The sequence below is a fragment of the Streptomyces sp. NBC_01460 genome, from assembly GCF_036227405.1.
Taxonomy (GTDB): domain Bacteria; phylum Actinomycetota; class Actinomycetes; order Streptomycetales; family Streptomycetaceae; genus Streptomyces.
Genome location: NZ_CP109473.1, coordinates 6247065 through 6271963, shown reverse-complemented (window position 1 = coordinate 6271963; position 24899 = coordinate 6247065). Strand labels below are relative to the sequence as shown.

20 protein-coding genes and 1 riboswitch are annotated in these 24899 nt (G+C 71.8%); of the genes, 7 read left to right on the top strand and 13 right to left on the bottom strand.

Annotated features, from left to right (window positions below):
- Positions 1-3 precede the first annotated feature (3 nt).
- The 5 genes from OG488_RS28360 to OG488_RS28340 all read left to right on the top strand — a co-directional run bounded on the left by OG488_RS28360 (position 4) and on the right by OG488_RS28340 (position 5747).
- A complete protein-coding gene (locus OG488_RS28360; protein ID WP_406466321.1) occupies positions 4-1308 on the top strand; it encodes a pyridoxal-phosphate dependent enzyme in 1305 nt (434 codons plus the stop codon).
- Entirely contained in the window at positions 1305-2618 is a 1314-nt protein-coding gene (locus tag OG488_RS28355) for an ATP-grasp domain-containing protein (RefSeq protein WP_329233688.1), read from the top strand. The genes OG488_RS28360 and OG488_RS28355 overlap by 4 nt, the downstream gene beginning before the upstream one ends.
- A gap of 81 nt (positions 2619-2699) precedes the next feature.
- A complete protein-coding gene (locus OG488_RS28350; protein WP_329233687.1) occupies positions 2700-3956 on the top strand; it encodes an ATP-grasp domain-containing protein in 1257 nt (418 codons plus the stop codon).
- A gap of 8 nt (positions 3957-3964) precedes the next feature.
- Entirely contained in the window at positions 3965-5230 is a 1266-nt protein-coding gene (locus tag OG488_RS28345) for an MFS transporter (RefSeq protein WP_329233685.1), read from the top strand.
- Positions 5231-5294: 64 nt separating this feature from the next.
- A complete protein-coding gene (locus tag OG488_RS28340; protein WP_329233683.1) occupies positions 5295-5747 on the top strand; it encodes a cupin domain-containing protein in 453 nt (150 codons plus the stop codon).
- 78 nt (positions 5748-5825) lie between these two features.
- Here OG488_RS28340 and OG488_RS28335 read toward each other — a convergent pair whose 3' ends face one another.
- From OG488_RS28335 to OG488_RS28305, 7 genes are all read right to left on the bottom strand, one after another.
- Positions 5826-6371, bottom strand: a complete 546-nt coding sequence (locus OG488_RS28335; RefSeq protein ID WP_443074249.1) for a nucleoside deaminase — start codon at positions 6369-6371, stop codon at positions 5826-5828.
- Positions 6372-6373: 2 nt separating this feature from the next.
- Positions 6374-7234 carry an LLM class flavin-dependent oxidoreductase gene (locus tag OG488_RS28330; protein WP_329233681.1) on the bottom strand — a complete coding sequence of 287 codons (861 nt, stop codon included), beginning with the start codon at positions 7232-7234 and terminating at the stop codon, positions 6374-6376.
- 158 nt (positions 7235-7392) lie between these two features.
- Complete coding sequence (locus OG488_RS28325; protein WP_329233679.1) at positions 7393-8598, bottom strand: MFS transporter; 1206 nt, start codon at positions 8596-8598, stop codon at positions 7393-7395.
- A 180-nt stretch (positions 8599-8778) separates the two neighbouring features.
- The gene (locus OG488_RS28320; protein ID WP_329233677.1) at positions 8779-9429 is read right to left on the bottom strand and encodes a thymidine kinase; all 651 of its coding nucleotides are present in this window, start codon (positions 9427-9429) and stop codon (positions 8779-8781) included.
- Between the two features lie 63 nt (positions 9430-9492).
- Entirely contained in the window at positions 9493-10680 is a 1188-nt protein-coding gene (locus OG488_RS28315; RefSeq protein ID WP_329233675.1) for an alkaline phosphatase family protein, read from the bottom strand.
- Positions 10680-11276, bottom strand: a complete 597-nt coding sequence (locus OG488_RS28310; protein WP_329233674.1) for a DUF5998 family protein — start codon at positions 11274-11276, stop codon at positions 10680-10682. Before OG488_RS28310 ends, OG488_RS28315 begins: the two co-directional genes overlap by 1 nt.
- 70 nt (positions 11277-11346) lie before the next feature.
- Entirely contained in the window at positions 11347-14328 is a 2982-nt protein-coding gene (locus OG488_RS28305) for a bifunctional acetate--CoA ligase family protein/GNAT family N-acetyltransferase (protein ID WP_329233672.1), read from the bottom strand.
- Between the two features lie 164 nt (positions 14329-14492).
- On the opposite strand from OG488_RS28305, the gene OG488_RS28300 reads away from it, so the two are divergent.
- A complete protein-coding gene (locus OG488_RS28300) occupies positions 14493-14774 on the top strand; it encodes an HPr family phosphocarrier protein (RefSeq protein WP_018520603.1) in 282 nt (93 codons plus the stop codon).
- A 174-nt stretch (positions 14775-14948) separates the two neighbouring features.
- Here OG488_RS28300 and OG488_RS28295 read toward each other — a convergent pair whose 3' ends face one another.
- The 4 genes from OG488_RS28295 to OG488_RS28280 form a co-directional block, all read right to left on the bottom strand.
- On the bottom strand, positions 14949-15653 hold the full coding sequence (locus OG488_RS28295; RefSeq protein WP_329233671.1) for a GntR family transcriptional regulator: 705 nt from the start codon (positions 15651-15653) through the stop codon (positions 14949-14951).
- A gap of 223 nt (positions 15654-15876) precedes the next feature.
- The gene (locus OG488_RS28290; protein ID WP_329233669.1) at positions 15877-16671 is read right to left on the bottom strand and encodes a M23 family metallopeptidase; all 795 of its coding nucleotides are present in this window, start codon (positions 16669-16671) and stop codon (positions 15877-15879) included.
- A gap of 13 nt (positions 16672-16684) precedes the next feature.
- Positions 16685-16852, bottom strand: a riboswitch (cyclic di-AMP (ydaO/yuaA leader).
- 190 nt (positions 16853-17042) lie between these two features.
- Positions 17043-18425: a M16 family metallopeptidase gene (locus OG488_RS28285; protein ID WP_329233666.1), complete on the bottom strand. Its 1383-nt coding sequence runs from the start codon at positions 18423-18425 to the stop codon at positions 17043-17045.
- 26 nt (positions 18426-18451) lie between these two features.
- A complete protein-coding gene (locus OG488_RS28280; protein ID WP_329233665.1) occupies positions 18452-19813 on the bottom strand; it encodes a M16 family metallopeptidase in 1362 nt (453 codons plus the stop codon).
- Positions 19814-20058: 245 nt separating this feature from the next.
- Here OG488_RS28280 and OG488_RS28275 point away from each other — a divergent pair, with 245 nt between their 5' ends.
- The gene (locus OG488_RS28275) at positions 20059-22509 is read left to right on the top strand and encodes a DNA gyrase/topoisomerase IV subunit A (RefSeq protein ID WP_329233663.1); all 2451 of its coding nucleotides are present in this window, start codon (positions 20059-20061) and stop codon (positions 22507-22509) included.
- Positions 22510-22533: 24 nt separating this feature from the next.
- Here OG488_RS28275 and OG488_RS28270 read toward each other — a convergent pair whose 3' ends face one another.
- Positions 22534-23598 (bottom strand): CobW family GTP-binding protein, encoded by a 1065-nt coding sequence (locus tag OG488_RS28270; RefSeq protein WP_329233660.1) that lies wholly within the window; start codon positions 23596-23598, stop codon positions 22534-22536.
- Positions 23599-23620: 22 nt separating this feature from the next.
- On the bottom strand, positions 23621-24790 hold the full coding sequence (locus OG488_RS28265) for a citrate synthase (protein ID WP_329233658.1): 1170 nt from the start codon (positions 24788-24790) through the stop codon (positions 23621-23623).
- Between the last annotated feature and the right edge of the window lie 109 nt (positions 24791-24899).

Genomic DNA, 24899 nt, shown 5'->3' with positions numbered 1-24899 from the left:
CTGGTGGCCAGGCAGTACCTCGGCCAGCCGCTCCCGGCCCGGGTCCTGCCCGAGCGGCCGGTCGGCGGGACCTCGATCCGCTATCTGACGGCGCAGCCCGGCCGGGTGGTCTCCATAGGCGGCCAGGAGCGGGCCGCCGCGCTGCCCGGCGTGGAGGAGGTCGTGCTCAAGCCGAAGCCGGGCGACGAGATACGCGAACTCCGCCGCAACGGCGACCGGGCCGGTCATGTGCTCGTGGTGGCCGAGACCGCGCAGCTCGCGGCGCGGACCGCCGAGGCCGCCGCCAAGGAGATCAGCATCAGGACCGAGCCGGTCACCCGGCGCCCGGTCGCGGACTCGCTCGTCGAGCTGATCGGCGGCACACCGCTGCTGCGGCTCCCGGTGGACCGCATCCTGGACGGCGTACCCGGTGATACCAGCGTGCTGGCGAAGCTGGAGCTGTTCAACCCCTGGGCCAGCAGCAAGGACCGGGCCGCGCTCTCGATGCTGCGCGGTGCCGAGGAGCAGGGACTGCTCGGCCCGGTCGGCGGCACCGTGATCGAGGCGACCTCGGGCAACACGGGGATCTCGCTGGCCGCGCTGGCGGCGGCCCGCGGCTACCGCTGCGTCATCGTGCTGCCGGACAACGCGACCCGGGAGCGGGTGGCCATCCTCGAGTCCCTCGGTGCCGAGGTGGTGGCGACACCGCACGCGGGCGGATACCAGGCGGCGGTCGACAGGGCCGAGGAGCTCCACCACGCGACCCCCGGGTCGTGGTTCTGCCGACAGCACGACAACCCCGACAACGCGCGGGCGCACTACGAGTCGACCGGGCCGGAGATCTGGTCCGACACCGAAGGGCGCATCGATGTCTTCGTCTGCGGGGTCGGCACCGGCGGCACGCTCAGCGGCGCGGGCCGGTACCTCCGTGAGCGGCTCCCCTCGGTCCGCATCGTGGCGGTGGAGCCGGCGGGGTCACCGCTCCTGTCCGGCGGCGAGCCCGGCACGCACTGCATCCCCGGGTTCAACGGCGGCTTCATCGCGCCGACCACGGACCAGGAGCTCATCGACGAGGTGATCGCCGTCTCCGACACCGACGCGCTGGACACCACCCGGCGGCTCGCCACGCACGCGGGCCTCCTGGTCGGCGTCTCGGCCGGCGCGGTCGTGTACGCGTCCGGTGTCGTGGCGGGCCGCCCGGAGTACCGGGGCAAGCGCGTGGTCACCCTCCTGCCGGACACCGGCGAGCGGTACCTGAGCCTGCTGAGCCGCGCGGCCGAGCCGGTGGCGGCCGCGGTCGGCGCCGGTGCCGGCGGAGGTGCCCGGTGACCGCCCCCGCCCGGTCCTCCCCCAGCGACGGCCGGCCCCGCCTGCTGATGGTGATGCCGTACCGCCAGTTCGTCAGGAAGGCGCAGGAGGAGGGCTTCTGGGTCGGCGCGATCTGGGACCCCCGCCTGGAGTCCCCGGAGTACCTCGAAGACGTACGCGCCCTGGCGGACCTGTTCGTGACGGCCGACTTCGGGGACGAGGAGCTGCTGCGCCGCACCATCCGTGAGGTGGCGCAGGAGCACGGCGTCTCGGCGGTCTACCACATCGGCCGGGAAGAGACGATGGTCAGCGCCTACGAGGTGGCCGAGGAGCTGCACGCCGAGCTCAGCCCGGCGTCGGCGATCCGGTATCTCGCCGACAAGCACGCGATGCGGGAACTGCTGGCCGAACGCGGCCTGTCCCCGGTGTCGTTCGCCGTGGCGGCGACCCGGGACGAGGTGCCGGACGCGGTACGCCGGATCGGGTGGCCCGCCGTCGTCAAACCGACCGCGCTCGCCGGCAGTCGCGGGGTGTTCCTGTGGCAGGAACCCGCCGACCAGGCGCCCTGGACCCAGCTGGTCGACCGGTACGCCTACGACGGCCCGTTCCTCGTCGAGGAGTACCTGCGCGGTCCGGAGTACAGCGTCGAGACCTTGAGCAGGGACGGCCGCCACCAGGTCGTCGGGATCACCGAGAAGCTGCTGGGCCCGCCACCTCTGTTCGTGGAGGTGGGGCACGTCCATCCGGCGCCGCTGCCCCAGGACCGCAGACAGGCCGTGGAGGCACTGACGACGGAGCTCCTCACGGCCTGTGGCTACCGCTTCGGCCCCGCGCACACCGAGGTGATCTGGACGCAGGAGGGCCCGCGCATCGTCGAGTCGCAGGCACGGCTCGGCGGCGACCGCATACCTAGGCTCGTCCAGCTGGCGACCGGCCTGGACATGGAACAGGCGATCTTCGCCGCCCTGGCCGGCACCGGGACCGAGACCGAGCGGTCACAGCCCACGGCTACGGCTACGGCTACGGCTACGGCTACGGCGATCGTGCGGTTCTTCGCCTTCCCTCCCGGCCACGTCGACGAGGTCCGGGGTCTCGAGGCAGCCGCCGCGCTCGGCCACGTCGACGAGCTGACCGTCCGGCTGAGACCCGGGGACACGGTGCCGGAGGTCCGCGACTCCAAGAGCCGCCACGGCCACGTCATCGTCTCCGGCGCCTCTCCCGAGGAGGCGCGGACCCGTTGCGCCGAGGTGCTCGCGTCCATAGAGGTCGTCATCGACGGAGTGCCCGCACGGGCGGGCGACCGGAGCGAGGCGCTCGGAGCACCCGCGTGAACACCCTCGCGCACCAGGCTTCCCACCCATGAAGAAAGGCAGTGCCATGCAGCGGTCCGTCCCCTCAGACAGGAGGTCGCCATGACCGTCCCCGACACGGACACCCAGGTGCTGTTCGTCGGATACAACGCGGCCTATCTGCGCGCGATCGACGGGAGGGTGCCCAGCGGATCCGTCGTGGTGATCGAGGAACCCGACATGATCCGCAAGCGGAAACTGCAGGACGCGCCGGCGGCGTTCGACTGCCTGGACAGGATCGTCCCGGCGCGGTACCAGCAGTCGGCCGAAGCCCTCGACCTCGCGGTCGAGCTCTCGGCGGCGCGGCCGGTGGCCGCCGTCGTGCCGGGTCTGGAGTACGCGGTCCCGGCGGCGGCCGCCCTGGCCGAGAAGCTGGGGCTGCCGGGCGCGACGGAGGCCGCGGCACAGGCGCTCCGGGACAAGGTCCGGTTGCGCGAGGTCGCCGGCGCGGGCGGAGTCCGCAATCCCCGCTGGCGCGAGGTGCACGGGCCCGAGGACATCCTCGACTTCGCCGGTGACGGGCCGGTGGTGGTCAAACCGGCGAACCGGCAGGCGAGCGTCGGCGTGCAGCTGCTGGACTCGGTCGACGCCACCACCGCGGCGCTGGCGTGGGAGCGGACCTCGTCGGCCACCGAGTACGAACAGGTACCCGACCGGCCGCTCGACTGGCGCTTCCTGGCCGAGGAACGCCTGCGCGGTCCCGAGTACAGCATCGAGGCACTGGTGCGGCACGGCGAGATCGTCTTCGAGAACATCACGGCCAAGACGGTGATCCCCGGGCCCTATCCGGTGGAGCTCGGCCATCTGCTGCCCGCACCGCTGGACGAGGACACCAAGGCGGCGTTCGAGACGGCCATCCGGTCGCTGGTCTCCGCGATCGGCTTCCGGACCGGCATCCTGCACGCCGAGTGGATCCTGACCGAGTCCGGCCCGACGCTGGTCGAATGCGCCGGCCGGTGCCCCGGCGACTACCTGATCGACCTGATCGACCTGGCCTACGACACCCGGATCAGGCTGACCCTCATCGATCTCCTGGCCGACCGCCCGGTCACGCTTCCCCGGACAGCGCAGCGGACGTCTGCGATCCGGTTCCTGTCGGCCCGGCCGGGCACCGTCATCGAGGTCGCCGGCGAGGACACGGCGAAGCAACTGCCGGGCATCCGGGCCGTGGAGGTGGATGTCGAGGCCGGCCAGGAGGTCGGGGCATGGGCCTCCTCCTGGGACCGCGCCGGGCACGTCATCGCGACCGGACCGGACGCGGACACCACGCGGCAGCGCGTCCTGGACGCGGACGCCGCCATCCGCATCGCCACTGATTGAGGAACGACATGTCTGTTCGCTGGCAGCGCCTACGTGGGCTGCGCACGTCCATACCCGGAGGTTCGGTCGGCATACGGCTGGCCGTGATCGGGGCGATCGACGCGGTGGGAACGGGCGCCTTCCTGGCCGTCTCCGTCCCGTTCATCACCAGATCGGTCCACCTGTCGGAGCGCAACCTCGGTTTCGGCCTCGGCCTGTCCGCCGCCATCGCCCTGGCCACGGCGATCCCGATCGGGATCGTGGCGGACCGGATCGGTCCGAAGAAGGTCCTGATCGGGGTGAGCCTGTGGCGCTGCGCCTGCTTCGTGCTCTACCCGTTCGTCCAGAACCTGTGGCAGTTCCTCACCGTGGTGTGTCTGCTCGGCCTCGTCGACAAGGCGGCCGCGCCGATGGAACAGGCCCTCGTCGGGCAGGCGGTGTCGACCTCGGACCGGGTCAGGGTGGTCGCCGTCCTGCGGTCGACGCGCAACGTCGGCTTCACCGTCGGAGCCCTGCTCGGCGGTGTCGGGCTGCTGATCGACACCCGGCCCGGGTACGCCGTGATCCTCCTGCTGAACGCCGCGTCGTTCGCCGCGCTGGCGTTCCTCGCCTCCCGGCTGCCGTTGCTCAACGCACCGGCGAAGGAACTCCGACGGCGGTTCTCGGTCCGTGTGCTGCGGGACGGCTCGTTCCTCTCCTTCGCCGGGATCAACGCGATCCTCACCATGCACATGACCCTGCTCAGCATCGGCATCCCCTTGTGGATCGTGGGACACACGGATGTCTCGGCCGCGCTGATCTCCCCCCTGGTGGCCGTCAACACCGTACTGGCGGTCCTCCTTCAGGTACGGGCGAGCCGTGGCACCGAGGACATCCCCGGGGCGTCGCGGGCACTGGTGCGGGCCGGGATCTCGCTCGCCGCCTGCTGTCTGCTGCTCGGCGCCGCACCGGGGCTGCCGGTCGTCCTTGCCGTCGTCGTGCTGCTGCTGGCCATGATCGCCCTGACGGGCGGGGAGCTGTGGCAGTCCGCCGGCGGATGGGGCGGGTCCTACCTGCTCGCGCCCGCCGGCCAGGAGGGCGTCTACCTCTCGGTCTTCTGGCTCGGCGTCGCCGTGCAGCAGATCGCGGCACCGATCGCGGTCAGCCTGATCGTCACGGTCGGCTCCTCGGGATGGGTCGCACTGGCCGTGGTGTTCGCCGCCGCCGGCTTCGCCGCGCCGGCCATCGGCCGGTGGGCACAGACGCAGGCGGCCGCACGGCCGCAGCAGGACCCGAGCCTTGCCGAGACCACCTGATCCACTTCCTGCCGCCGCGCCGGTGAGCAGGCCGTTCGTTGTCACACACCAACCGAGGAGAGAAGTGTCTGTTCCGCTGTATGTCCCTGCCGGCGAAGGCGAGTTCGTCAACATCCGGGACACGAAGAGGACGTACCTCAAGCTCACGACGCCCGATTCCGACGGCGAATTCGGCTTCTTCGAGCACCACATGGCCCCGGAGGCCAAGGGTGCCAGTCCTCACGTGCACAAGAAGTCCACGGAGATGTTCTACGTCGTGCGTGGCGAGATCGAGTTCACGATAGGCGACCGCACGGTGGTGGGTGAGCCGGGCGCGTTCGCCTACGTGCCCAAGGGGGAGCCGCACGGCTTCACGAACAGGGGCAATGAGGACGCGACCCTGCTGATCATGTTCTATCCGATCTACAACCGTGAGGAGTACTTCCGCGGCCTCGGCCGCCTCACGGCCAACGGGCGCAACCCCAGCCTGGAGGAACTGCAGGAGCACATGGCCAAGTACGACCAGTTCATGGTCTGATCCGGGACACACCGGCTGACCACGCAGAAGCCCGGGCCTCGCGGCGACAGCCGCCGCAGGCCCGGGCTTCGGCCGTCGTCAGCTCGCTTCGTCGGCCCCCGTACGGGAGCGGAGAGTCAAGGCCTTGACCTGGGCGGCGAGTTCGGGAACGGGGCCGGCCGTCACCAGTCCCGGGACGACGTCCCCGACGGACAGCGGGCTCAGGGGCGAGGTGAGGGGCACACCCCACTCGGCCTTCCAGTCCCTGGCCTGCTGGGCCGAGCTCGCGTACACGATGCGGCCCAGTCCGACCCAGCCGTGTGCGGCGGCGCACATCGGGCAGTGCTCCCCCGAGGTGTAGACGGTCGCCGTGGCCCGTTCCTCGGGGCTCAGGTGGCCCGCGGCCCACCGCGCGAGCTCGAACTCCGGGTGCATGGTGGGGTCTCCGGTGGTGGACTCGCGGTTGCGGTCCTCCGCGAGGATCTTGCCGTCGGCGTCGACCAGCACGGACCCGAACGGCCAGTCGCCGGCGTCCACCGCTTCCGCCGCCAGTTCGAGGCAGCGGCGCAGGTAGGTCAGGTCGGTGTCGGTGACTGCGGCGCCGTCGGCGTCGCCCCCGGGAAGGTCGTGGTCGTTGGGAGCCACTGCTACTCCGTCTCTGTGGGATATCGGTGGGCCCTGTGCGCGGCCACGGTGGCCAGGGCCTGCCACGCCGCCTCGGGCCGGAGTGTCTCGTCCGGATCGCCGTTGTAGGGGTCGAGCAGCACGGTTTCCGCACCGGCGAGGCGCAGCTGCTCGATGTCGTCGAAGATCTGGTCGATGGTGCCTTCGCCGGCGCGACGGTCCGGATCGTCGACCGGTGTGTCCGTGAGCCGGAGGGTGATACGCGGCACCAGATCGGGCACGGGTCGTCCGAGTTCCGCCGCGATGCCCCGCAGACGGTCCAGCGCGCCGTGGAACCACGGCATGGTGAATCGCAGGGGATGCCAGGGCATTCCGAGACGTGTCGCCCGACGCAGTGCGGCGTCGCTGTTGCCGCCGATCCAGATCGGAATCTGTCCGCTCTCGTAGTCGGCTTCGTCGTCCCATGCGGCGCGCAATGCGCCGAGGTGTGCGTCGGTCAGTGCGCCACGCTTTTCGAAAGGCACACCGAGCGCCGCGAATTCCTCACGCGCCCAGCCGACGCCGACTCCGAGAATCAGTCTGCCTCCGGAGAGCTGGTGCAGGTTGGCCGCCATTCGGGCGGTCAACAGTGGGTGCCGGTAGGGAAGAATGAGAACGGTCGTGCCCAGCTTGATCCTGGTCGTGATCCCGGCCAGCCAGGCGAGCGTGGTGAACGGCTCGTAGAACGGGGCGGGATACTGCTTGGCGACATCCGCCGTGATCGCCACATGGTCGGAGACCATCAACAGGTCAAAGCCGAGACCCTCCACCGTTTTGGCCCAGCGGGCAAGATTGTCCGGGGTGGTGCCGGGGCCGAAGTTGGGAACATTTACGCCTATCCGCATGGCCTGAGAATATCAACTCCCGCGCCTTGTAGTGGAATTACCGCCGAGTGAAATGCCCGGCAGGAATGAGGGAGAAGCGGCGGGCGGTCCCGGCGCTCTCTGTACGCCAGACGGAGGCCGGCCACTTTGCGGGTGCGTACGGGGTGAAGCCGAGGGCCTCATGTCCGTCCCTCCGGCCGGCTGGGGCTTCGCGCGGCCGGGACGAGAAGCAGAGCGGCCAGTACGGCCCCGGTCGTCACGAAGAGAGCGGGCGGGCCGCCGGCGGCGAGCAGGGGGCCGCCCGCGAGCGACCCGATCCCGGTGCCGGCGTCGAACGCGATGTTCCAGGCGACGCCGGCCAGCCCGAGCCCGGCGGCGCTGTCGCCGGCCGCCTCCATGGCCAGCACCAGGGTGGCGCTCTGGACGGCACCGAAGCCCGCGCCGAACAGCACGGCACCGGCCAGCAGCAGGCCCGGTTCATGGGAGGCCGCTCCCGCCGCGGTGCCGAGCGCGGTGAGGACCACGGCGGGTGCGAGCACGCGCCGGCCGCCGTACCGGTCGATGAGCCACCCTCCGCCGAGCCGGGCCAGCACGGAGGAGGCCTGCGCGGTGAGCAGTGCCCCTGGCGCGGCCGAGGCGGTCAGCGGCAGAAAGGTGAAGACGACTCCGTAGGCCGTGGTGGAGGCGATCTCCACCAGCAGGGGGCCGGTCATGGGGCGCAAGGCCCTCCATGTCCCGCGCGGGGCCCGGGTCCGTTTCGCGGGGCGAGGCCCGGCCGGAGTTCCCCGGGGGAAGCCGAACGAGCCGAGCACCACGAGGCCGGCCGCCCCGGCGGCGAGCGCGAAGGTGAGCGTGTACGCCTCCTGCCGGGCCAGCGCGATGCCCAGGGGCGCACCCAGGACTCCGGCGACGCCGACCACGGCGCCGTACCAGCCGATGACCCGCCCCCGGTGAGCCGGGGGGAACAGTTCCGTGGTGAAGGTGACACCGGCGACGACGAGGATGCCGAAGCCCAGCCCGCGTACCGCCGCGAGGCCGTTCAGAGCGGTCAGCGTGGAGGCGGCCGGCAGGGCCAGGCAGGGCAGCCCGAGCAGCGCACCGCTCACCGCGAGGGACGTCCGCCGCCCGAGGCGGACGAAGAGCCACGGCGTGAAGGGCTGCACGGCCAGGGTGGTCGCCATCAGGGTGGCGGTGAGAGCCCCGGCACCCGACGGTCCGGCACCGGAGCGGACGGCGTACGCCGGCAGCGCGGAGAGCAGCAGGTTGAAACCGGCGAAGCCGCCGAAGGCGGCGATCAGGGCACCGCCGAACGCCGTCCGCCTGCCCCGGACGGACGGCGGCGCGTCGCGCTCCGCAGGCGCGGACGGGTCCGTCGGCGTGATCACCTCGACCGGGCCGCGCCCGTGGGCGAGGGGTGGATCATGCGTAAGCCGTGCGGCGTCTTCTCTGGCACGTGGACGAAGGTACCCGGGCGGAGCGGTGAAACGGCTTCCGTACACGTGGAGTTCACAGTACGGCGGAAGGCCGGCCGGACGGCCGGACGCACGGAGGCTACAGACGTACGGTCACGAGGAGGCGACCGGCAGGACGTCCGGCGACAGCGCCCCCGCGTGGGCCGAGGCGCTCGTCATGTGACGACGGTGGTGACGCCGGCAGAGGACCTCGTAGCCGACGTCCGTGGCCTGCTGGTCCACATCGCCCACGACCACCTGCTCACCCTCGACCACCATCACCCCGCCGACCGTCCGCGCGTTGTGCGTGGCACGGGCGCCGCACCAGCACAGGGCCTCGACCTGGAGCGTCTCTATCCGGTCCGCCAGCTCGATCAGCCGCTGCGAACCGGGGAAGAGCTTGGTGCGGAAGTCCGTGGTGATGCCGAACGCGAAGACGTCGAGGCCGAGGTCGTCGACGACACGGGCCAGTTGGTCGATCTGCTCGGGGGCGAGGAACTGGGCCTCGTCCACGATCACGTGGTCGACCTTGTCGCCCTTCGACATCCGGCTCACGAGATAGCCGTAGAGATCCATGCCCGGCGACGCCTCGACCGCCTCGGTCACCAGGCCCAGACGGGACGACAGCTTGCCTTCGCCCGCACGGTCGTCCCGGGTGAAGATCACACCCCGCAGCCCGCGCGCCGACCGGTTGTGGCCGATCTGGAGGGCCAGCGTGCTCTTTCCGCAGTCCATCGTTCCGGAGAAGAACACAAGCTCGGGCATGAGAAGTCGAGCGCCTTTCGGGTGCGGTACGTGTGTGCGTGGGGGGGGTGGGGGAAATGCCGGCTACGAGCGTACTTCGAGGAGCGGGACGAGCTGTTCCACGGGGGTGAGCGATCCGTGCATCCCCACCATGGCGGACTCGTGGGGCTCGTTGGCCGAAGCGGTGATGACCACGTCGTCGTGGGCGGCGGCCACGACGTCGCCGATCCTGCCGTACACCCGCTCGTCGATCCGGGGACCGAACCAGCCCGCCGCGACGGCCTCGTCCCGGCTCGCCACCCAGAACTGCTCGCCGAGCACCTCGCGCCAGACGGTGAGCACGTCGGCCTCGGCCCCGGGGACCGCGTACACGTGGCGCGCGCGGCCCTCGCCGCCCAGCAGGGCGACTCCGGCGCTCAGCTCCCAGTCCTCGTCGAAGTCGATCCGCGACTGCTCGTCGAACGGGATGTCGATCATGCCGTGGTCGGCGGTGATGTAGAGCGCGGAGCGGGGCGGCAGTTGCTCCGCGAGACGCCGGGCGAGCCCGTCGACGTACATGAGCTGCCCCCTCCAGGCGTCGGAGTCGACACCGAAGCGGTGCCCCTGGCCGTCGACCTCGCTGTAGTACGTGTAGACGAGTGACCTGTCGCCGGCGGCGAGCCGCTCACCGGCGAGGTCCATGCGTTCCTCGCCGGTGAGCCTGCCGAGGAAGGAACCGCCGCTGAGCGCGACCTTGGTGAGCGGGGTCTGCTCGAAGCCGGGGGCGGAGACCTGGGCCGTGCGCACGCCCGCGGCGTCGGCCAGCTTGAAGACGGTGGGGTACGGCTGCCAGGCCTTGAGGTCGGTCCACGGACGCCAGCGGAGCTGGTTCATCAGCGCGCCCGTCGCCGGGTTGCGCACCGTGTAACCGGGAAGGCCGTGCTCCCCGGGAGGCAGGCCCGTACCGACCGAGGCGAGCGACGTCGCCGTGGTGGACGGGAAGCCCGAGGTGAGGGGCCGGCCGGTGCCGCCGCGGGAGGTGGGGAGCAGCGAGTGCAGGAAGGGCGCCTCGTCCGGGTGGGCCTTGATCTGCTCCCAGCCGAGGCCGTCGATCAGGAAGACGCAGTTCCGGTCGGCCGGGGTGAGCTCCGGGATCAACGCCTCGAAACCGGGTACGCCCTGGCCCGCGGCCAGCGTGGGCAGCAGATCGGCGAGCGAGCCGGTGCCGTACTCGGGTGCGGGCGCGCTTTCGGGAGCGAGCAGGACCGGGTCCTGCCAGGCGGGCTGGACCATCAGCGGGCGGGCGGCGCGGTCGCGGCCGTGGCCTCGGAGAGGGCCTGGGCGAACGCGAGGGTCTGGCGCACGGTGTCGGGACCGTCGCCGGCCTCGCTGACACGCAGGCTGAGGTCGTCGGCGGTGGAACTGCCGGTGTAGCCGTGGTCGGCCTCGCAGTTGGAGTCGCCGCAGGCGGCGGGCTCGAGGTCGATGCGGGAGACCGCGCCCCAGCCGATGGTCAGGACGACCTCGCGGGGCAGGGTGCCGGGCACGTACTTCTCAGGATTGGCGACCACGCGGCTGACCACGACGGACGAGATCCGGTCGAGCTTCACCGACTCCGTGGACGTCGTGGCGTACGGCGTCGGGGAGCTGGTGTCGGCGGCCTGCTCGTCGGTGTGGCTGACGATGAAGCGGGTGTCCGTCAGGACGAGGACCGTGACATGGCGGCGGACCTCGTTGGAGTCGAAGGTGGTCTCCTGGTGCACCAGGTACGAAGCGACCGGCTCACCGCCGACGGCGGCCTCCACCGCCTCGGCCACGAGGGCCGGGTAGTAGCCGCTGCGCTCGATCGCCGCGCGCAGCCCCTGGGTCGTCGTACCGGTCTTTGCCATGCGGACCATCCTACGGGGGACCGGTGGCTGCGGGGGACGCCGTGCGCGGGCCCGTACGCCGATCCGCCGGTCAGTAGCTGGGAAGCCGGCGCGGACCGAGGTCGCTGCGGGCGGGCGGCGGGGCGAGCCGGACGCTCGCTCCGAGCACCGTGAGGCCCTGTGTCGCCACGACCACCGGTTCCAGGGTGACCGACACCACCTCGGGGTGGTCGTCGACCAGCCGGGACACCCGCAGCAGGAGCTCCTCGAGCGCCGCGGTGTCCGCCGGCGCGGCTCCGCGCCACCCGAACAGCACCGGAGCCGCCCGGATCGAGCGGATCAGCTCGGCGGCGTCCCGGTCGGTGGCGGGGACGAGACGGTGGGCCGTGTCGCCCAGCAGTTCGGAGGGGGCCCCGGCCAGACCGAAGGAGAGGACGGCACCGGCGGCCGCGTCGATCGAGGCCCTGACGACGGTGTCGACGCCTCGGGGTGCCATGGCCTGCACGACGGGCCTGAGCTCCGCGGGCGAGCCGAGCAGGTCGGTCAGTTCGGCGTACGCACGGCGCAGGGCGTTCTCGTTGGCGAGATCGAGCCGGACGCCACCGAGGTCGGCGCGATGGCGGAGATGGGGAGCGGTGGTCTTGAGGGCCACCGGGTAGCCGAGCGTCCCGGCGGCGGCGACCGCTGCCTCCGGATCGGGGGCGGGGAGCGCCGGCCGCACGGCGACGCCGTAGCGGGCGAGCAGCTCGCGGGCCTCGTCGTGGGTGAGGGGACGGCCGCGCGGGTCCGGGTCCGGCCCGAGCAGCGTCTCGATCAGTCCGGCGGTCCCGTGTTCGTCGATGGTGTCGTCCAGGAATTCGGGCACCCTTCCGGGGGCGGCCGCCTGGCGTCGCCACTGTGCGTACTTCACCGCCTCGGCGAGCGCCCGGACGGCTCGCTCGGCGGCCGGGTAGGCGGGGATGCGCCCGGCGGGAGGCCCGGCGGCGTCCACCTCCTCGGGCGGCGCGGCCGGCGCCGTGCCCTCGCTCCGTCCCCCGCTCGCCGCAGGAGCGGGGGACGGAGCGGGCGGCTCCGGGTCGGCGGCTCGGGCACCCGGCTCCGTGGCGATGGGGGCGGCGGGCCGGGTCCCGGGCGGAGTGGCGGTGCTCGTGGCGGGCCGGGTCGCGGTGCTCGCGGCGGGCCGGGTGCCGGGCGGAGTGGCGGTGCTCGCGGCGACCGCCAGGGCCTGCGCCAGGCCACCCATCTCCACGTGCACCACGGCCACCGGCTTGGCGGGGCCGGTGGCCGCCGCCTCGCGCAGCGCGGCCGCCAGGACCTCGCCGTCCCCGGTCTCCGCCTCGCCGTTCTCCCCCACCCAGGGGATCGCGGTCACGATCACGGCGTCGCACTTCCGGTCGGCGAGGGCCTCCCCCAGCGCGTCCCGGAAGTCTCCGGGGCCCGCAGCCGTGGTGAGGTCGCGGGGCGGGCGCGGGCGTAGCCCCTCCGCCAGGCAGGCGTCGTAGGTGAGGAGGCCGAGGGACTCCGAGTTGCCGAGGATCGCGACCCGGGGGCCGTCCGGCAGGGGCTGGCCGGCGAGGAGCAGCCCCACGTCGACCATCTCCGTCACGGTGTCGACGCGGATCACGCCCGCCTGCCGCATCAGCGCGGACACCGTCGCGTCGGGGATGCGGCTGACCGGTACGGCGTGGCCGGGCGGGTTGGCTCCGCTGTGCCGGGCCCCCTTCACCACGACGACGGGCTTCACGGCCGCCGTCCGGCGCGCGAGCCGGGTGAACTTGCGGGGGTTGCCGAGCGATTCGAGGTACAGCAGGGCGACGTCCGTGCCCTGGTCCTCGAACCAGTACTGCAGGAAGTCGTTGCCGGAGACGTCGGCCCGGTTGCCCGCGGAGATGAACGCCGACAGGCCGGCGCCCCTCCGGTGGAGGCCGGACAGGACGGCGATCCCGATGGCGCCGGACTGGGTGAAGAGCCCGATGCGCCCGGCCTTGGGCGACTCGGGGGCGAGGGAGGCGTTGAGACGGACCGCGTCGGAGGTGTTGATGATGCCGAAGGCGTTCGGCCCGATGATCCGCATGCCGTACGAGCGTGCCTGCCGGACCAGCTCCCGCTGCCGCTCCCGGCCTTCGGCGCCGCGCTCGGCGTATCCGGCGGAGAGGACGACGAGGCCCTGGACCCCGTGCTCGCCGCAGTCGGCGACGGCCTCGGGCACCCGGTCGGCGGGGACGGCGACGACAGCGAGGTCGACCTGCTCGCCGATCCCGCCCACCGAGCGGTGCGCGGGGACTCCCTCGACCGTTTCCGTCTCCTCGGGGAAGGACGTGTTCACCGCGTAGGCGCGTCCGGTGAAGCCCGAGCGGAGGAGATTGCGCAGCACCGTCCTGCCCACGCCGCCTGGCGCCCGGCCGACGCCGACGACCGCGACCGACCCGGGGGCCAGCAGGCGCTGCACCGAGCGCGCTTCGGCACGCTGTTCACGGGCGCGCTGGACCGCGAGGGACTCGGCCGTGGGTTCGAGGTCGAGGGTGAGGTGGACGGAGCCGTCCTCGAAGCTGCGCTGCTGGGTGAACCCGGCGTCCCGGAAGACCTTGATCATCTTGTTGTTGGCGGGCAGCACCTCGGCGGCGAAGCGCCGGATGCCTCGCTCCCTGGCCACTGCCGCGATGTGTTCGAGCAGGGCGGACGCCACGCCGCGGCCCTGGTGGGCGTCCTGGACGAGGAAGGCGACCTCGGCCTCGTCCGCCGGGGCGGAGGCCGGCCGGCCCTGGTCGTTGATGCGGTCGAAGCGCACGGTGGCGATGAACTCGCCGCCGATCGTGACGGCCAGTCCCACCCGGTCGACGTAGTCGTGATGGGTGAAGCGGTGCACGTCCCGGGCGGAGAGGCGCGGATACGGGGCGAAGAAGCGGTAGTACTTCGACTCGTCGGACACCTGCTCGTAGAAGCTGACCAGCCGCTCGGCATCGTCCGTGGTGATGGGCCTGATGCGCGCGGTGCCACCGTCGCGGAGCACCACGTCCGCCTCCCAGTGGTCGGGGTACGCGTGGTGCGGACTCTGCTCCGGAGTGGGCTCCATGGGCAAAGCCTACGGCGCCGCGCACCGGTCGCGGAGGGTTCGCGGCAGGGGCACGCTGAGGGGGCCGACGGGCGGTGGGCGCCCGGCGGCGACGCCGGGCACAGCAGTGCGCACCACATGAGAGACTGGTCTAGACAACCCATTGATACGTGAAGGGCAGAACCATGGCTGAGCGCCGCGTCAACGTCGGTTGGGCCGAGGGCCTGCACGCCCGCCCCGCTTCCATCTTCGTCCGTGCCGCCACGGCCTCCGGCGTCCCCGTGACGATCGCCAAGGCGGACGGCAACCCCGTGAACGCCGCCTCCATGCTCGCGGTGCTCGGCCTGGGCGCCCAGGGCGGCGAGGAGATCGTGCTCGCGTCCGAGGCGGACAACGCCGAGGCCGCCCTGGACCGTCTGGCGAAGCTGGTCGCCGAGGGGCTCGAGGAGCTTCCGGAGACCGTCTGATTCCGGCCATTCCGATCCGGATTTCTTTCTGCGGGAAAGCCGCGGCACCCCCGACCGGGAGCCGCGGCTTTTCTGTTTCCGGATCAGGTGCGGACACCGCTCCGGAAATCCTGAATCAGGGCAGCAAAAAGAAAGCCCTCCGGCAATTACCCCTCTTTGTATACGGCGCAATTGTTAATGGCGGACTCCCGCGATGTTTACGTGGTGTTGCGAAGTCCTCACCCGGGCGGAGGCCGCCGGGTGCCCCGGCCGGTCGGGGCGCCGCAGCCGGTGCGCCGCCGTGGCCCGCTCCGCGTGCTGGGTGGCGAGCGCCCTGGCCCGCTCGGCGTCGCGGCGCGCCACGGCGTCGACGAGAGCGCCGTGCTCGGCCCAGGAGTCCGCGGGGCGGACCGGCTGCTCGACGGCGTACATCCAGGCGATCTTGTGCCGGAGCTGGGTGAGCAGCGCGATGAGCGCCGGGCTGCCGGAGGCCTGTGCCAGCGTCTCGTGGAACCAGCCGCCCAGGGAGCGCAGATCCTCTCCCTCGCCCCTGCGGACCCGCTCCTGCCCCAGCCTGACCAGGCCTCGGAGCACCTTGAGGTGCGCCTCGGTGCGGCGCTGGGCCGCACGTGCGGCTCCCAGGGGCTCCAGGAGCATCCGGATCTCCAGAAGGTCCGCGGCCTCCTGTTCCGTGGGCTCGGCGACACAGGCGCCGGCGTGCCTGCGGGTGACGACGAACCCTTCGGACTCCAGGGTGCGCAGCGCCTCGCGTACGGGGACGCGGGAGACGCCGTAGCGACGCGCGAGCACCTCTTCGGTGAGGCGGCTGCCGCGCTCGAAGACACCGGAGACGATGTCGTCACGGATTGCCGTGCATACCGAATGCGCGGGAATGCGCATGTCCGAACCTCCGCCTTAATCCCCGCGAAACGCGGCTGATCGACGCCTGTCCTGCGACTCTATTGCAACCGGCGCGCATTTCCGATGGCGGGGCGGAATCCATGGATATCTTTTGGCCAGGGAGCTGTTCCGCGGAGGCGTCGGCGCACACACTTCCGGACGCACGACGAAGGCCCCGGCGGATGCCGGGGCCTTCGTCGGAGCGGTGTGGTGAGGTGTCGGATCAGACCTGGACGCCGTGGGCGCGGAGGTAGGCGACGGGGTCCATGTCCGAGCCGTACTCGGGGGTGGTCCGGGCCTCGAAGTGCAGGTGCGGCCCGGTGGAGTTGCCGGTCGAGCCGGAGATGCCGATCTGCTCGCCCGAGCCGACGCTCTGGCCGACGGAGACACCGATCGAGGAGAGGTGGCCGTACTGGGTGTACGTGCCGTCCTTCATCTTGAGCACGATGTTGTTGCCGTACGCGCCGCCCCAGCCGGCCTCGACGACCGTGCCGGCGCCGACCGCGACGACGGAGGTGCCGGACGCGGCCTGGAAGTCCACGCCGGAGTGGGTGCCGGAGGACCAGAGCGCGCCGCCGGACTGGTACCCCGTGGTCACGTGCGAGCCGGCGACCGGGAGGTGGAACGCGTTCAGCCGGGCGCGCTCGGCGGCGCGGGCTGCCCGCGCCTTCTCCTCACGGGCCTCCTTGGCACGGGCTTCGGCCTTGCGCTTCGCCTCGGCCTCGGCCTTCGCCTTGGCCTTCGCAGCTGCCTTCGCCTTGGCCACGACCTCGGCCTGGTGCGCCTGGGCCTCGGCCTGGGCGTCGATCTGGGCGGCGAGCGTGGTGTCGAGGGCGACGGCCTGCGTCAGACCGGTGGAGGACGGGGCGACGGCCTCGGAGTCCGCGGCGAGGGCGGGGGACGCGGTGGCGCCGATGACACCGGCGGTGGCCAGGGCCGCGATGCCGGCGACCTCGGCGCTCTTGCGCGTCAGGCGGCTCGGGGCACGGTGCTTCCCGGTGGCACGGATGAACGCCATGGAGGGGCTGGTCCTTTCCTTCCTTCTCGCCTACCGGGTTAGCTGACGGGTTCGGAGCAGGAAGGTCTCCTACGGGCCCCTGAGCCTCGTGCGAGGTGCAGGGATCCGATTCACCCCAGGGACTTCGTGGGTCCCCGGCTCCCCAGGCTCGCGCCGGACGGGGACTCGGCGATGACTGCCCGGCGCCACGGATGCGGCATTCGTCTGACGGACAGCCGGGCCGACGCTAGAGGGGGCCGCTTTCGCCCGCCAAACGGAACGGGTCTTTTGTCGCACATCCCACAGGATGAACATGTATTTTCCGCTTAAAACAGACAAAAGACAGAACCCCGGCGAGAGTGCCCCGCCGGGGTCCCTGATGTCCCGTCATGTCAGCCGGTGACGACCGACACCTCGCCGATGCCGAGCGCGCGTACGGGGTCCGCGATCTGTGCGGCGTCCCCGACCAGGACGGTGACCAGCCGGTCCACCGGGAACGCGTTGACGACGGCGGCGGTCGCCTCGACCGTGCCGGTCGCCGCCAGGCGCGCGTACAGCTGGGCCTGGTAGTCGTCCGGCAGGTGCTGCTCCACCTGGTCGGCCAGGGTGCCCGCGACCGAGGCCGCGGTCTCGTACTTCAGCGGGGCGACGCCCACGAGGTTCTGGACGGCCGTCTCACGCTCGGCGTCGGTGAGCCCTTCGGCCGCCAGGGTGCGCAGGACCTTCCAGAGGTCGTCGAGCGCGGGCCCGGTGGACTCCGTGTCGACGGAACCGCTGATGGCGAGCATGGCGGCCCCGGTCGCCCCGGAGGAGGAGCCGGGCGCCGTCGAGCGCAGCACCTGCCCGAAGGCCCGGACACCGTACGTGTAGCCCTTCTCCTCGCGCAGCACGCGGTCCAGCCGCGAGGTGAGCGTGCCCCCCAGGCAGTACGTGCCGAGGACCTGGGCGGGCCACACGCTGTCATGCCGGTCCGCGCCGATCCGGCCGATCAGCAGCTGAGTCTGGACGGCTCCGGGACGGTCCACGACGACCACACGGCCCGTGTCGTCCGCGGTGATCGGGGGCACCGGGCGGGCCTGGCCCGCATTGCCCGACCAGTCCCCGACGGTCTCGGCGAGCAGCGCGTCCAGGTCCACCTCGGTGAGGTCGCCGACGACGACCGCCGTCGCCGTGGACGGGCGGACGTGGGCGTCGTAGAAGGCGCGCACGGCCGCGGCGTCGATCCGCCGGACGGTCTCCTCGGTGCCCTGGCGCGGACGGGACATCCGGGCCGTGGCGGGGAAGAGCTCCTTGGACAGCTGCTTGGCGGCCCGGCGCGCGGGGTTGGCCTGCTCGTGCGGGATCTCGTCGAGGCGGTTGCCGACCAGGCGCTCGATCTCGCTCTCGGCGAAGGCCGGGGCCCGCAGGGCCTCGGCGACCAGCCCGAGCGCCTTGGACAGGCGGGAGACCGGGACCTCGAGGGAGACCCGGATCCCCGGGTGGTCCGCGTGGGCGTCCAGCGTGGCGCCGCAGCGCTCCAGCTCCGCGGCGAACTCCTCGGCGGAGCGCTTGTCCGTGCCCTCGGACAGGGCGCGCGACATGATCGTCGCCACTCCGTCCAGCCCCTCGGGCTCGGCGTCGAGCGGCGCGTCGAGGAAGATCTCCACGGCGACGACCTGCTGCCCGGGGCGGTGGCAGCGCAGTACGGTCAGCCCGTTGGGCAGGGCGCCGCGCTCGGGCGCGGGGAAGGCCCAGGGCCTGGCCTCGCCGGCGGTCGGCTGCGGGTGGTACTCCATCGCTACTCCAGTCACGGCGGCGTCGGTCACTTGTCGGCCCCCTCGTGCGCGTCGGTGCCGGCGGTCTCGTCGGCCTCGTCGGCCGGTTCGACCGGCTCGTAGACCAGGACGGCACGGTTGTCGGGGCGCAGGGCGGCCCGGGCGGCCTCCCTGACCTCCTCCGCCGTCACGTCGAGCACCCGGCCCACCGCGGTCAGGGCGAGCTGCGGGTCACCGAACAGGACGGCGTACCGGCAGAGTTCGTCGGCGCGGCCGGCGACCGTGCCGAGCCGGTCCAGCCACTCGCGCTCCAACTGCGCCTGGGCGCGCTCCATCTCCTCGGGCGTGGGGCCCTCCTCGGCGAAGCGGGCCAGCTCCTCGTCGACGGCCGCCTCGATCTGCGGCACCTCGACACCGCCGGACGTCTTGACGTCCAGCCACCCCAGGGAGGGCGCGCCGGCCAGCCTGAGCAGCCCGAAACCGGCGGCCACCGCCGTACGGTCGCGGCGGACCAGACGGTTGTGCAGACGGGACGACTCACCTCCGCCGAGCACGGTCAGGGCGAGGTCCGCGGCGTCGCACGCGCGCGTGCCGTCGTGCGGCAGCCGGTAGGCGGCCATCAGCGCACGCGCGGGGACCTCCTCGTGGACGACCTCGCGCAGCTGCTCGCCGATGACGTCCGGCAGGGTGCCGTCGCGCGGGGGCTGCTTGCCGTCGTGCGAGGGGATCGAGCCGAAGTACTTCTCGATCCAGGCGAGCGTCTGCTCCGGGTCGATGTCACCGACGACGGAGAGCACCGCGTTGTTCGGCGCGTAGTACGTGCGGAAGAACGCCTGCGCGTCGTCCAGGGTCGCCGCGTCGAGGTCGGCCATCGAGCCGATCGGCGTGTGGTGGTACGGGTGGCCCTCCGGGTACGCGAGGGCGGTGAGCTTCTCGAAGGCGGTGCCGTACGGAACGTTGTCGTAGCGCTGGCGGCGCTCGTTCTTCACGACGTCCCGCTGGTTCTCCATGGACTCCTCGTCGAGCGCGGCGAGCAGCGAGCCCATCCGGTCGGCCTCGAGCCACAGGGCCAGCTCCAGCTGGTGCGTGGGCATGGTCTCGAAGTAGTTGGTGCGTTCGAAGCTGGTCGTGCCGTTCAGGGAACCACCGGCCCCCTGCACCAGCTCGAAGTGCCCGTTCCCCTTGACCTGGCCCGAGCCCTGGAACATCAGGTGCTCGAAGAGGTGAGCCAGGCCCGTGCGGCCCTTGACCTCGTGACGGGAGCCGACGTCGTACCAGAGGCAGACCGCGGCGACGGGGGTCAGATGGTCCTCGGAGAGCACCACGCGCAGGCCGTTGGCCAAGCGGTGCTCGGTCGCCGTCAAGCCGCCGGAACCGGCCTGGGCTGTGGCCGTGTGACCCATGGGCATGTACGTCCCTTCGATCGGTACAGGATTTCCTGCCGGACCTGCCACTCTAAGCAAGCGCACGGGCACCTGGCGAAGTTCCCGTTGGGTGAATGTTGTCGTAGATGCTGCCGTAAACGGGGGCCCGGCGGGGCCCCCGGGACCGCTTCGGACGGGTCGAGGTCGGCGTTGTCGGTACGGCGGTCCACAATGGTCGGCGTCAGAACCTGAGGTTGCCCGACAGAATCTGTGAAGGAGTCGCAGCCGCGATGGCCCGCCGCAGCACGAAAACCCCGCCGCCGGACGACTTCGAGGAGAAGATCCTCGACATCGACGTCGTCGACGAAATGCAGGGCTCCTTCCTCGAGTACGCCTACTCGGTGATCTACTCCAGGGCGCTGCCCGATGCCCGCGACGGCATGAAGCCGGTGCACCGCCGCATCGTGTCCCAGATGAACGAGATGGGGCTGCGCCCCGACCGCGGCTACGTGAAGTGCGCACGGGTCGTCGGCGAGGTGATGGGCAAACTGCACCCGCACGGCGACGCGTCGATCTATGACGCACTGGTGCGCATGGCACAGCCGTTCTCGATGCGCCTGCCCCTCGTCGACGGGCACGGCAACTTCGGCTCGCTGGGCAACGACGACCCGCCGGCCGCCATGCGGTACACCGAGTGCCGGATGGCCGACGCCACATCCCTGATGACGGAGTCGATCGACGAGGACACCGTCGACTACCAGTCCAACTACGACGGCCAGGAGCAGGAGCCGGTCGTCCTCCCGGCGGCGTACCCGAACCTCCTGGTCAACGGTGCCTCCGGCATCGCGGTCGGCATGGCGACGAACATGCCCCCGCACAACCTCGGCGAGGTCATCGCCGCCGCCCGCCACCTCATCCGGCACCCGGGCGCCGACCTCGAGACGCTGATGCGCTTCGTCCCGGGGCCCGACCTGCCGACCGGCGGCAGGATCGTCGGCCTCGGCGGCATCAAGGACGCCTACGCGTCCGGGCGCGGCACGTTCAAGATCCGTGCCACCGTCGCCATAGAGAACGTCACGGCCCGTCGCAAGGGTCTCGTCGTCACCGAACTGCCCTTCAGCGTCGGGCCGGAGAAGGTGATCGCCAAGATCAAGGACCTCGTCGGTTCGAAGAAGCTCCAGGGCATCGCCGACGTCAAGGACCTCACGGACCGGGCCCACGGCCTGCGCCTGGTGATCGAGGTCAAGAACGGCTTCGTCCCCGAGGCCGTGCTGGAGCAGCTCTACAAGCTGACGCCGATGGAGGAGTCCTTCGGCATCAACAACGTGGCGCTGGTCGACGGGCAGCCGCTCACCCTGGGGCTCAAGGAGCTCCTGGAGGTCTACCTCGACCACCGCTTCGACGTGGTGCGCCGGCGCAGCGAGTTCCGCAGGACCAAGCGCCGCAACCGGCTGCACCTGGTCGAGGGCCTCCTCGTGGCGCTGCTCGACATCGACGAGGTCATCCGTCTCATCCGGGACAGCGACAACTCGGCGCAGGCGAAGGAGCGCCTGATGGAGCGCTTCTCGCTGAGCGAGATCCAGACCCAGTACATCCTGGACACCCCGCTGCGCAGGCTCACCCGCTTCGACCGGATCGAGCTGGAGACCGAGCGCGACAAGCTGTCCGAGGAGATCGCCGAACTGACGGCGATCCTGGAGTCGGACGCCGAGCTGCGCAAGCTCGTCTCGGCCGAACTGGCCGCGGTGGCGAAGAAGTTCGGAACCGATCGCCGCACGGTGCTTCTGGAGTCCGCGGGTTCGCAGGTCGCCTCGGTGCCGCTGGAGGTCGCCGACGACCCGTGCCAGGTCCTCCTCTCCTCGACCGGCCTCCTGGCCCGTACGGCCAACGCCGAGCCGGTCGTCCAGGCCGAGGACGCCAAGCGCGTGAAGCACGACGCGATCGTCTCGGCCGTCGCCGCCACGGCACGCGGGGACGTGGGGGCGGTGACGTCCACCGGGCGGCTGCTGCGCCTCTCGGTGATCGACCTGCCGCAGCTGCCGGACACCCACGCGGCCCCGAATCTCTCGGGCGGGGCGCAGGTCTCCGAGTTCCTGACACTGGAGCCGGACGAGGCGCTGATCTGCCTCACCACCCTCGACGAGGAGGCGCCCGGCCTGGCCATCGGGACGCTGCAGGGTGTGGTCAAGCGTGTGGTGCCCGACTACCCGTCCAACAAGGACGAGTTGGAGGTCATCTCGCTGAAGGACGGTGACCGCGTCGTCGGCGCCACACAGCTGCGTACGGGCGACGAGGACCTGGTCTTCATCACGTCCGACGCGCAGTTGCTGCGCTATCCGGCCTCGTCGGTGCGTCCGCAGGGACGCGCGGCGGGCGGTATGGCGGGCGTCAAGCTCGCGCCGGGCACCGTCGTCCTGTCGTTCAACGCGGTGGATCCCGCGGCGGACGCCGTGGTCTTCACCGTCGCCGGGTCGCACGGCACGCTGGACGACTCCGAGCGGACGTGGAAGCTCACCCCGTTCGACCAGTATCCACGCAAGGGCAGGGCCACCGGCGGCGTGCGCTGCCAGCGCTTCCTCAAGGGGGAGGACGTCCTGGTGTTCGCCTGGGCGGGCGGATCCCCCGCACGGGCGGCGCAGAAGAACGGTGCGCCGGCCGACCTGCCGGCCCCGGATCCGCGCCGCGACGGCTCGGGCACGCCCCAGACGAGCCCGGTCGCGGTGATCGCCGCGCCGCTGTAGGACACCGCCGGGCGGCGGGAGGCCTCAGGCCTCACCGTCGTCCGGCTGCCGCACGTACCGCAGGACGCCCCACATGCTGCGCTCCAGCTCGTCGGTGGCGTCCTGCCAGGGGTCCTGACAGCCCTCGAGCTCCTTGCGCAGGGCCTCGGCGTCGATACCGGATCCGATCAGCACCAGCTGGGTCCTCCGCGGTTCGTCGCGGGGCCAGGGCTGGGGCACGAAGCGCAGGAACCTGCCGACGGCGTGGAGGACGTACCGGTTGCCGGGGTCTCCGGCGCCGAGGTCGGCGAAGCCCTTGATCCGGTAGAGACCCGCGGGCCGGGAGTCGAGGAAGGCCATGAAGCGCCGGGGACTCAGCGGCACGTCGGTGGCGAAGGAGAGGCTCTCGTACGCCCCGTGCAGGTGCTCCTCGTGCATGCGGTCCGCCTCGGGGAGCAGATCCTCGAAGGTCAGCTGGCGGACGGCGTCGTCCTCGTCGGGCCGGTCCACGGGGTCGATGAGCAGCTCCGGGTCGATCCTCCCGTACGCGGCGGAAATGACCCCCGCTCGGCCGCCCGCCGCGGCGACGGCCTCCCGGACCGCCCGGAGCTCCGCCTCGGCGACCCGGTCGGTCTTGTTCAGGACGATGAGGTCGGCGGCCGCGAGGTGGCGGTCGATCTCGGGGTGGCGCTCCCGCGTCGCGGGGAACTCCGCGGCGTCGACGACCTCGACCAGTCCCCCGTACCGGATGTGCGGATTGTCGCTGGCCAGCAGCATCCGCACGAGTTCCTGGGGCTCGGCCAGACCGCTCGCCTCGATGACGATCACGTCGAGGCGGGCGGCCGGGCCGGTCAGCGTCTCCAGGTAGGTGTCGAGCTCGCTCGCGTCGACGGCGCAGCACAGGCAGCCGTTGCCCAGCGAGACCGTGGATCCGACCTGTCCCGCGACGGTCATGGCATCGATCTCGATGGCGCCGAAGTCGTTGACGACGACGCCGATGCGGTTGCCAGCCCTGTTGCGGAGCAGATGGTTGAGCAGGGTCGTCTTGCCGGATCCGAGGAAGCCCGCCAGGACGACGACCGGGATCTGGGGGGCGCGGGGCGGGGTCAACAGGTGGCCTTCCTCGGGTGGGTCAGGGTGCCGGCACGGGGTGGGGCGGCGGGGTGCCGACGTAGCGGGCCGCCGGGCGGATGATCTTCGAGTCCTCCGCCTGTTCCAGGATATTGGCGCTCCAGCCGACCATGCGCGCGGCGCAGAAGGTGGGGGTGAACATCTCGCGGGGCAGTCCGCAGAGCTCCATGACGACCCCGGCGTAGAACTCCACGTTGGTGTGCAGCTCGCGTCCCGGTTTGAGCTCGGCGAGGATCGCCTCCACCTGCCGTTCGACCTCGACGGCGAAGTCGACGAGGGGCCCGCCGAAGCCCTGGGCGACCGAGCGCAGCATGCGGGAGCGCGGGTCCTCGGTGCGGTAGACGGGGTGTCCGAATCCCATGATCCGCTCCCCCGCGAGGACCCGTTCGCGGATCCAGCCGTCGATCCGGTCGGGGGTGCCGATGGCGTCCAGGGTGTCCAGCGCACGGCTGGGGGCGCCGCCGTGCAGCGGGCCGGAGAGCGCGCCCACCGCTCCCACCAGGCATGCGGCGATGTCCGCGCCGGTGGAGGCGATCACCCGCGCGGTGAAGGTGGAGGCGTTGAAGCCGTGGTCGACGGTCGAGACCAGGTACCGCTCCACGGCCGCGGCGCGTGCCTCTTCCGGCTCCTCGCCGGTGAGCATGTACAGGTAGTTCGCGGCGAACGGGAGGTCGTCCCGCGGTTCGACCGGCTCCAGGCCCCGGCCCAGGCGGTGGAGCGCGGTCAGCACCGTGGGAACGGCGGCGCACACGGCGAGGGCGTCCTCGCGACGGCGGTCGGCGCCGATGTCGTACACCGGGCGGAATCCTGCCGAGGCCCCGAGCAGGGAGAGCGCGGTCCGCAGCCCGGCGAGCGGACCGGAGACCGTCCCCGCACGGGCGATGGCGGGGAGCGCCTCCCGCACCTCGGCGGGCAGTCGGCGCAGGCCGGCGGTGCGTGCGGCGAACGCGGCGCTCGCCGCCCGGTCGGGCAGCTCGCCGTGGAACATCAGATGCCAGACGTCCTCGAAGCTGCGGCTGTGCGCCAGTTCGACCGCCGAGTACTGGCGGTAGTGGTAGAAGCCCTCGCGTCCGCGTACGTCTCCGAGCGCGGTATCGGTGACGATCACGCCGGCGAGGCCCCGGGGCACGTCGAGCGGGGCGGTGTGCGGGTGCGGGTGCGTGGCAGTCATGGCAGGTCCCTCTTCCACCTGGGGGTTGAACATTGATTCGACTGTCCATGCTTGACTGAATGTCTGTCAATATTGATTGAATCAATATGAAGTCTGGCTGAGGGTGATC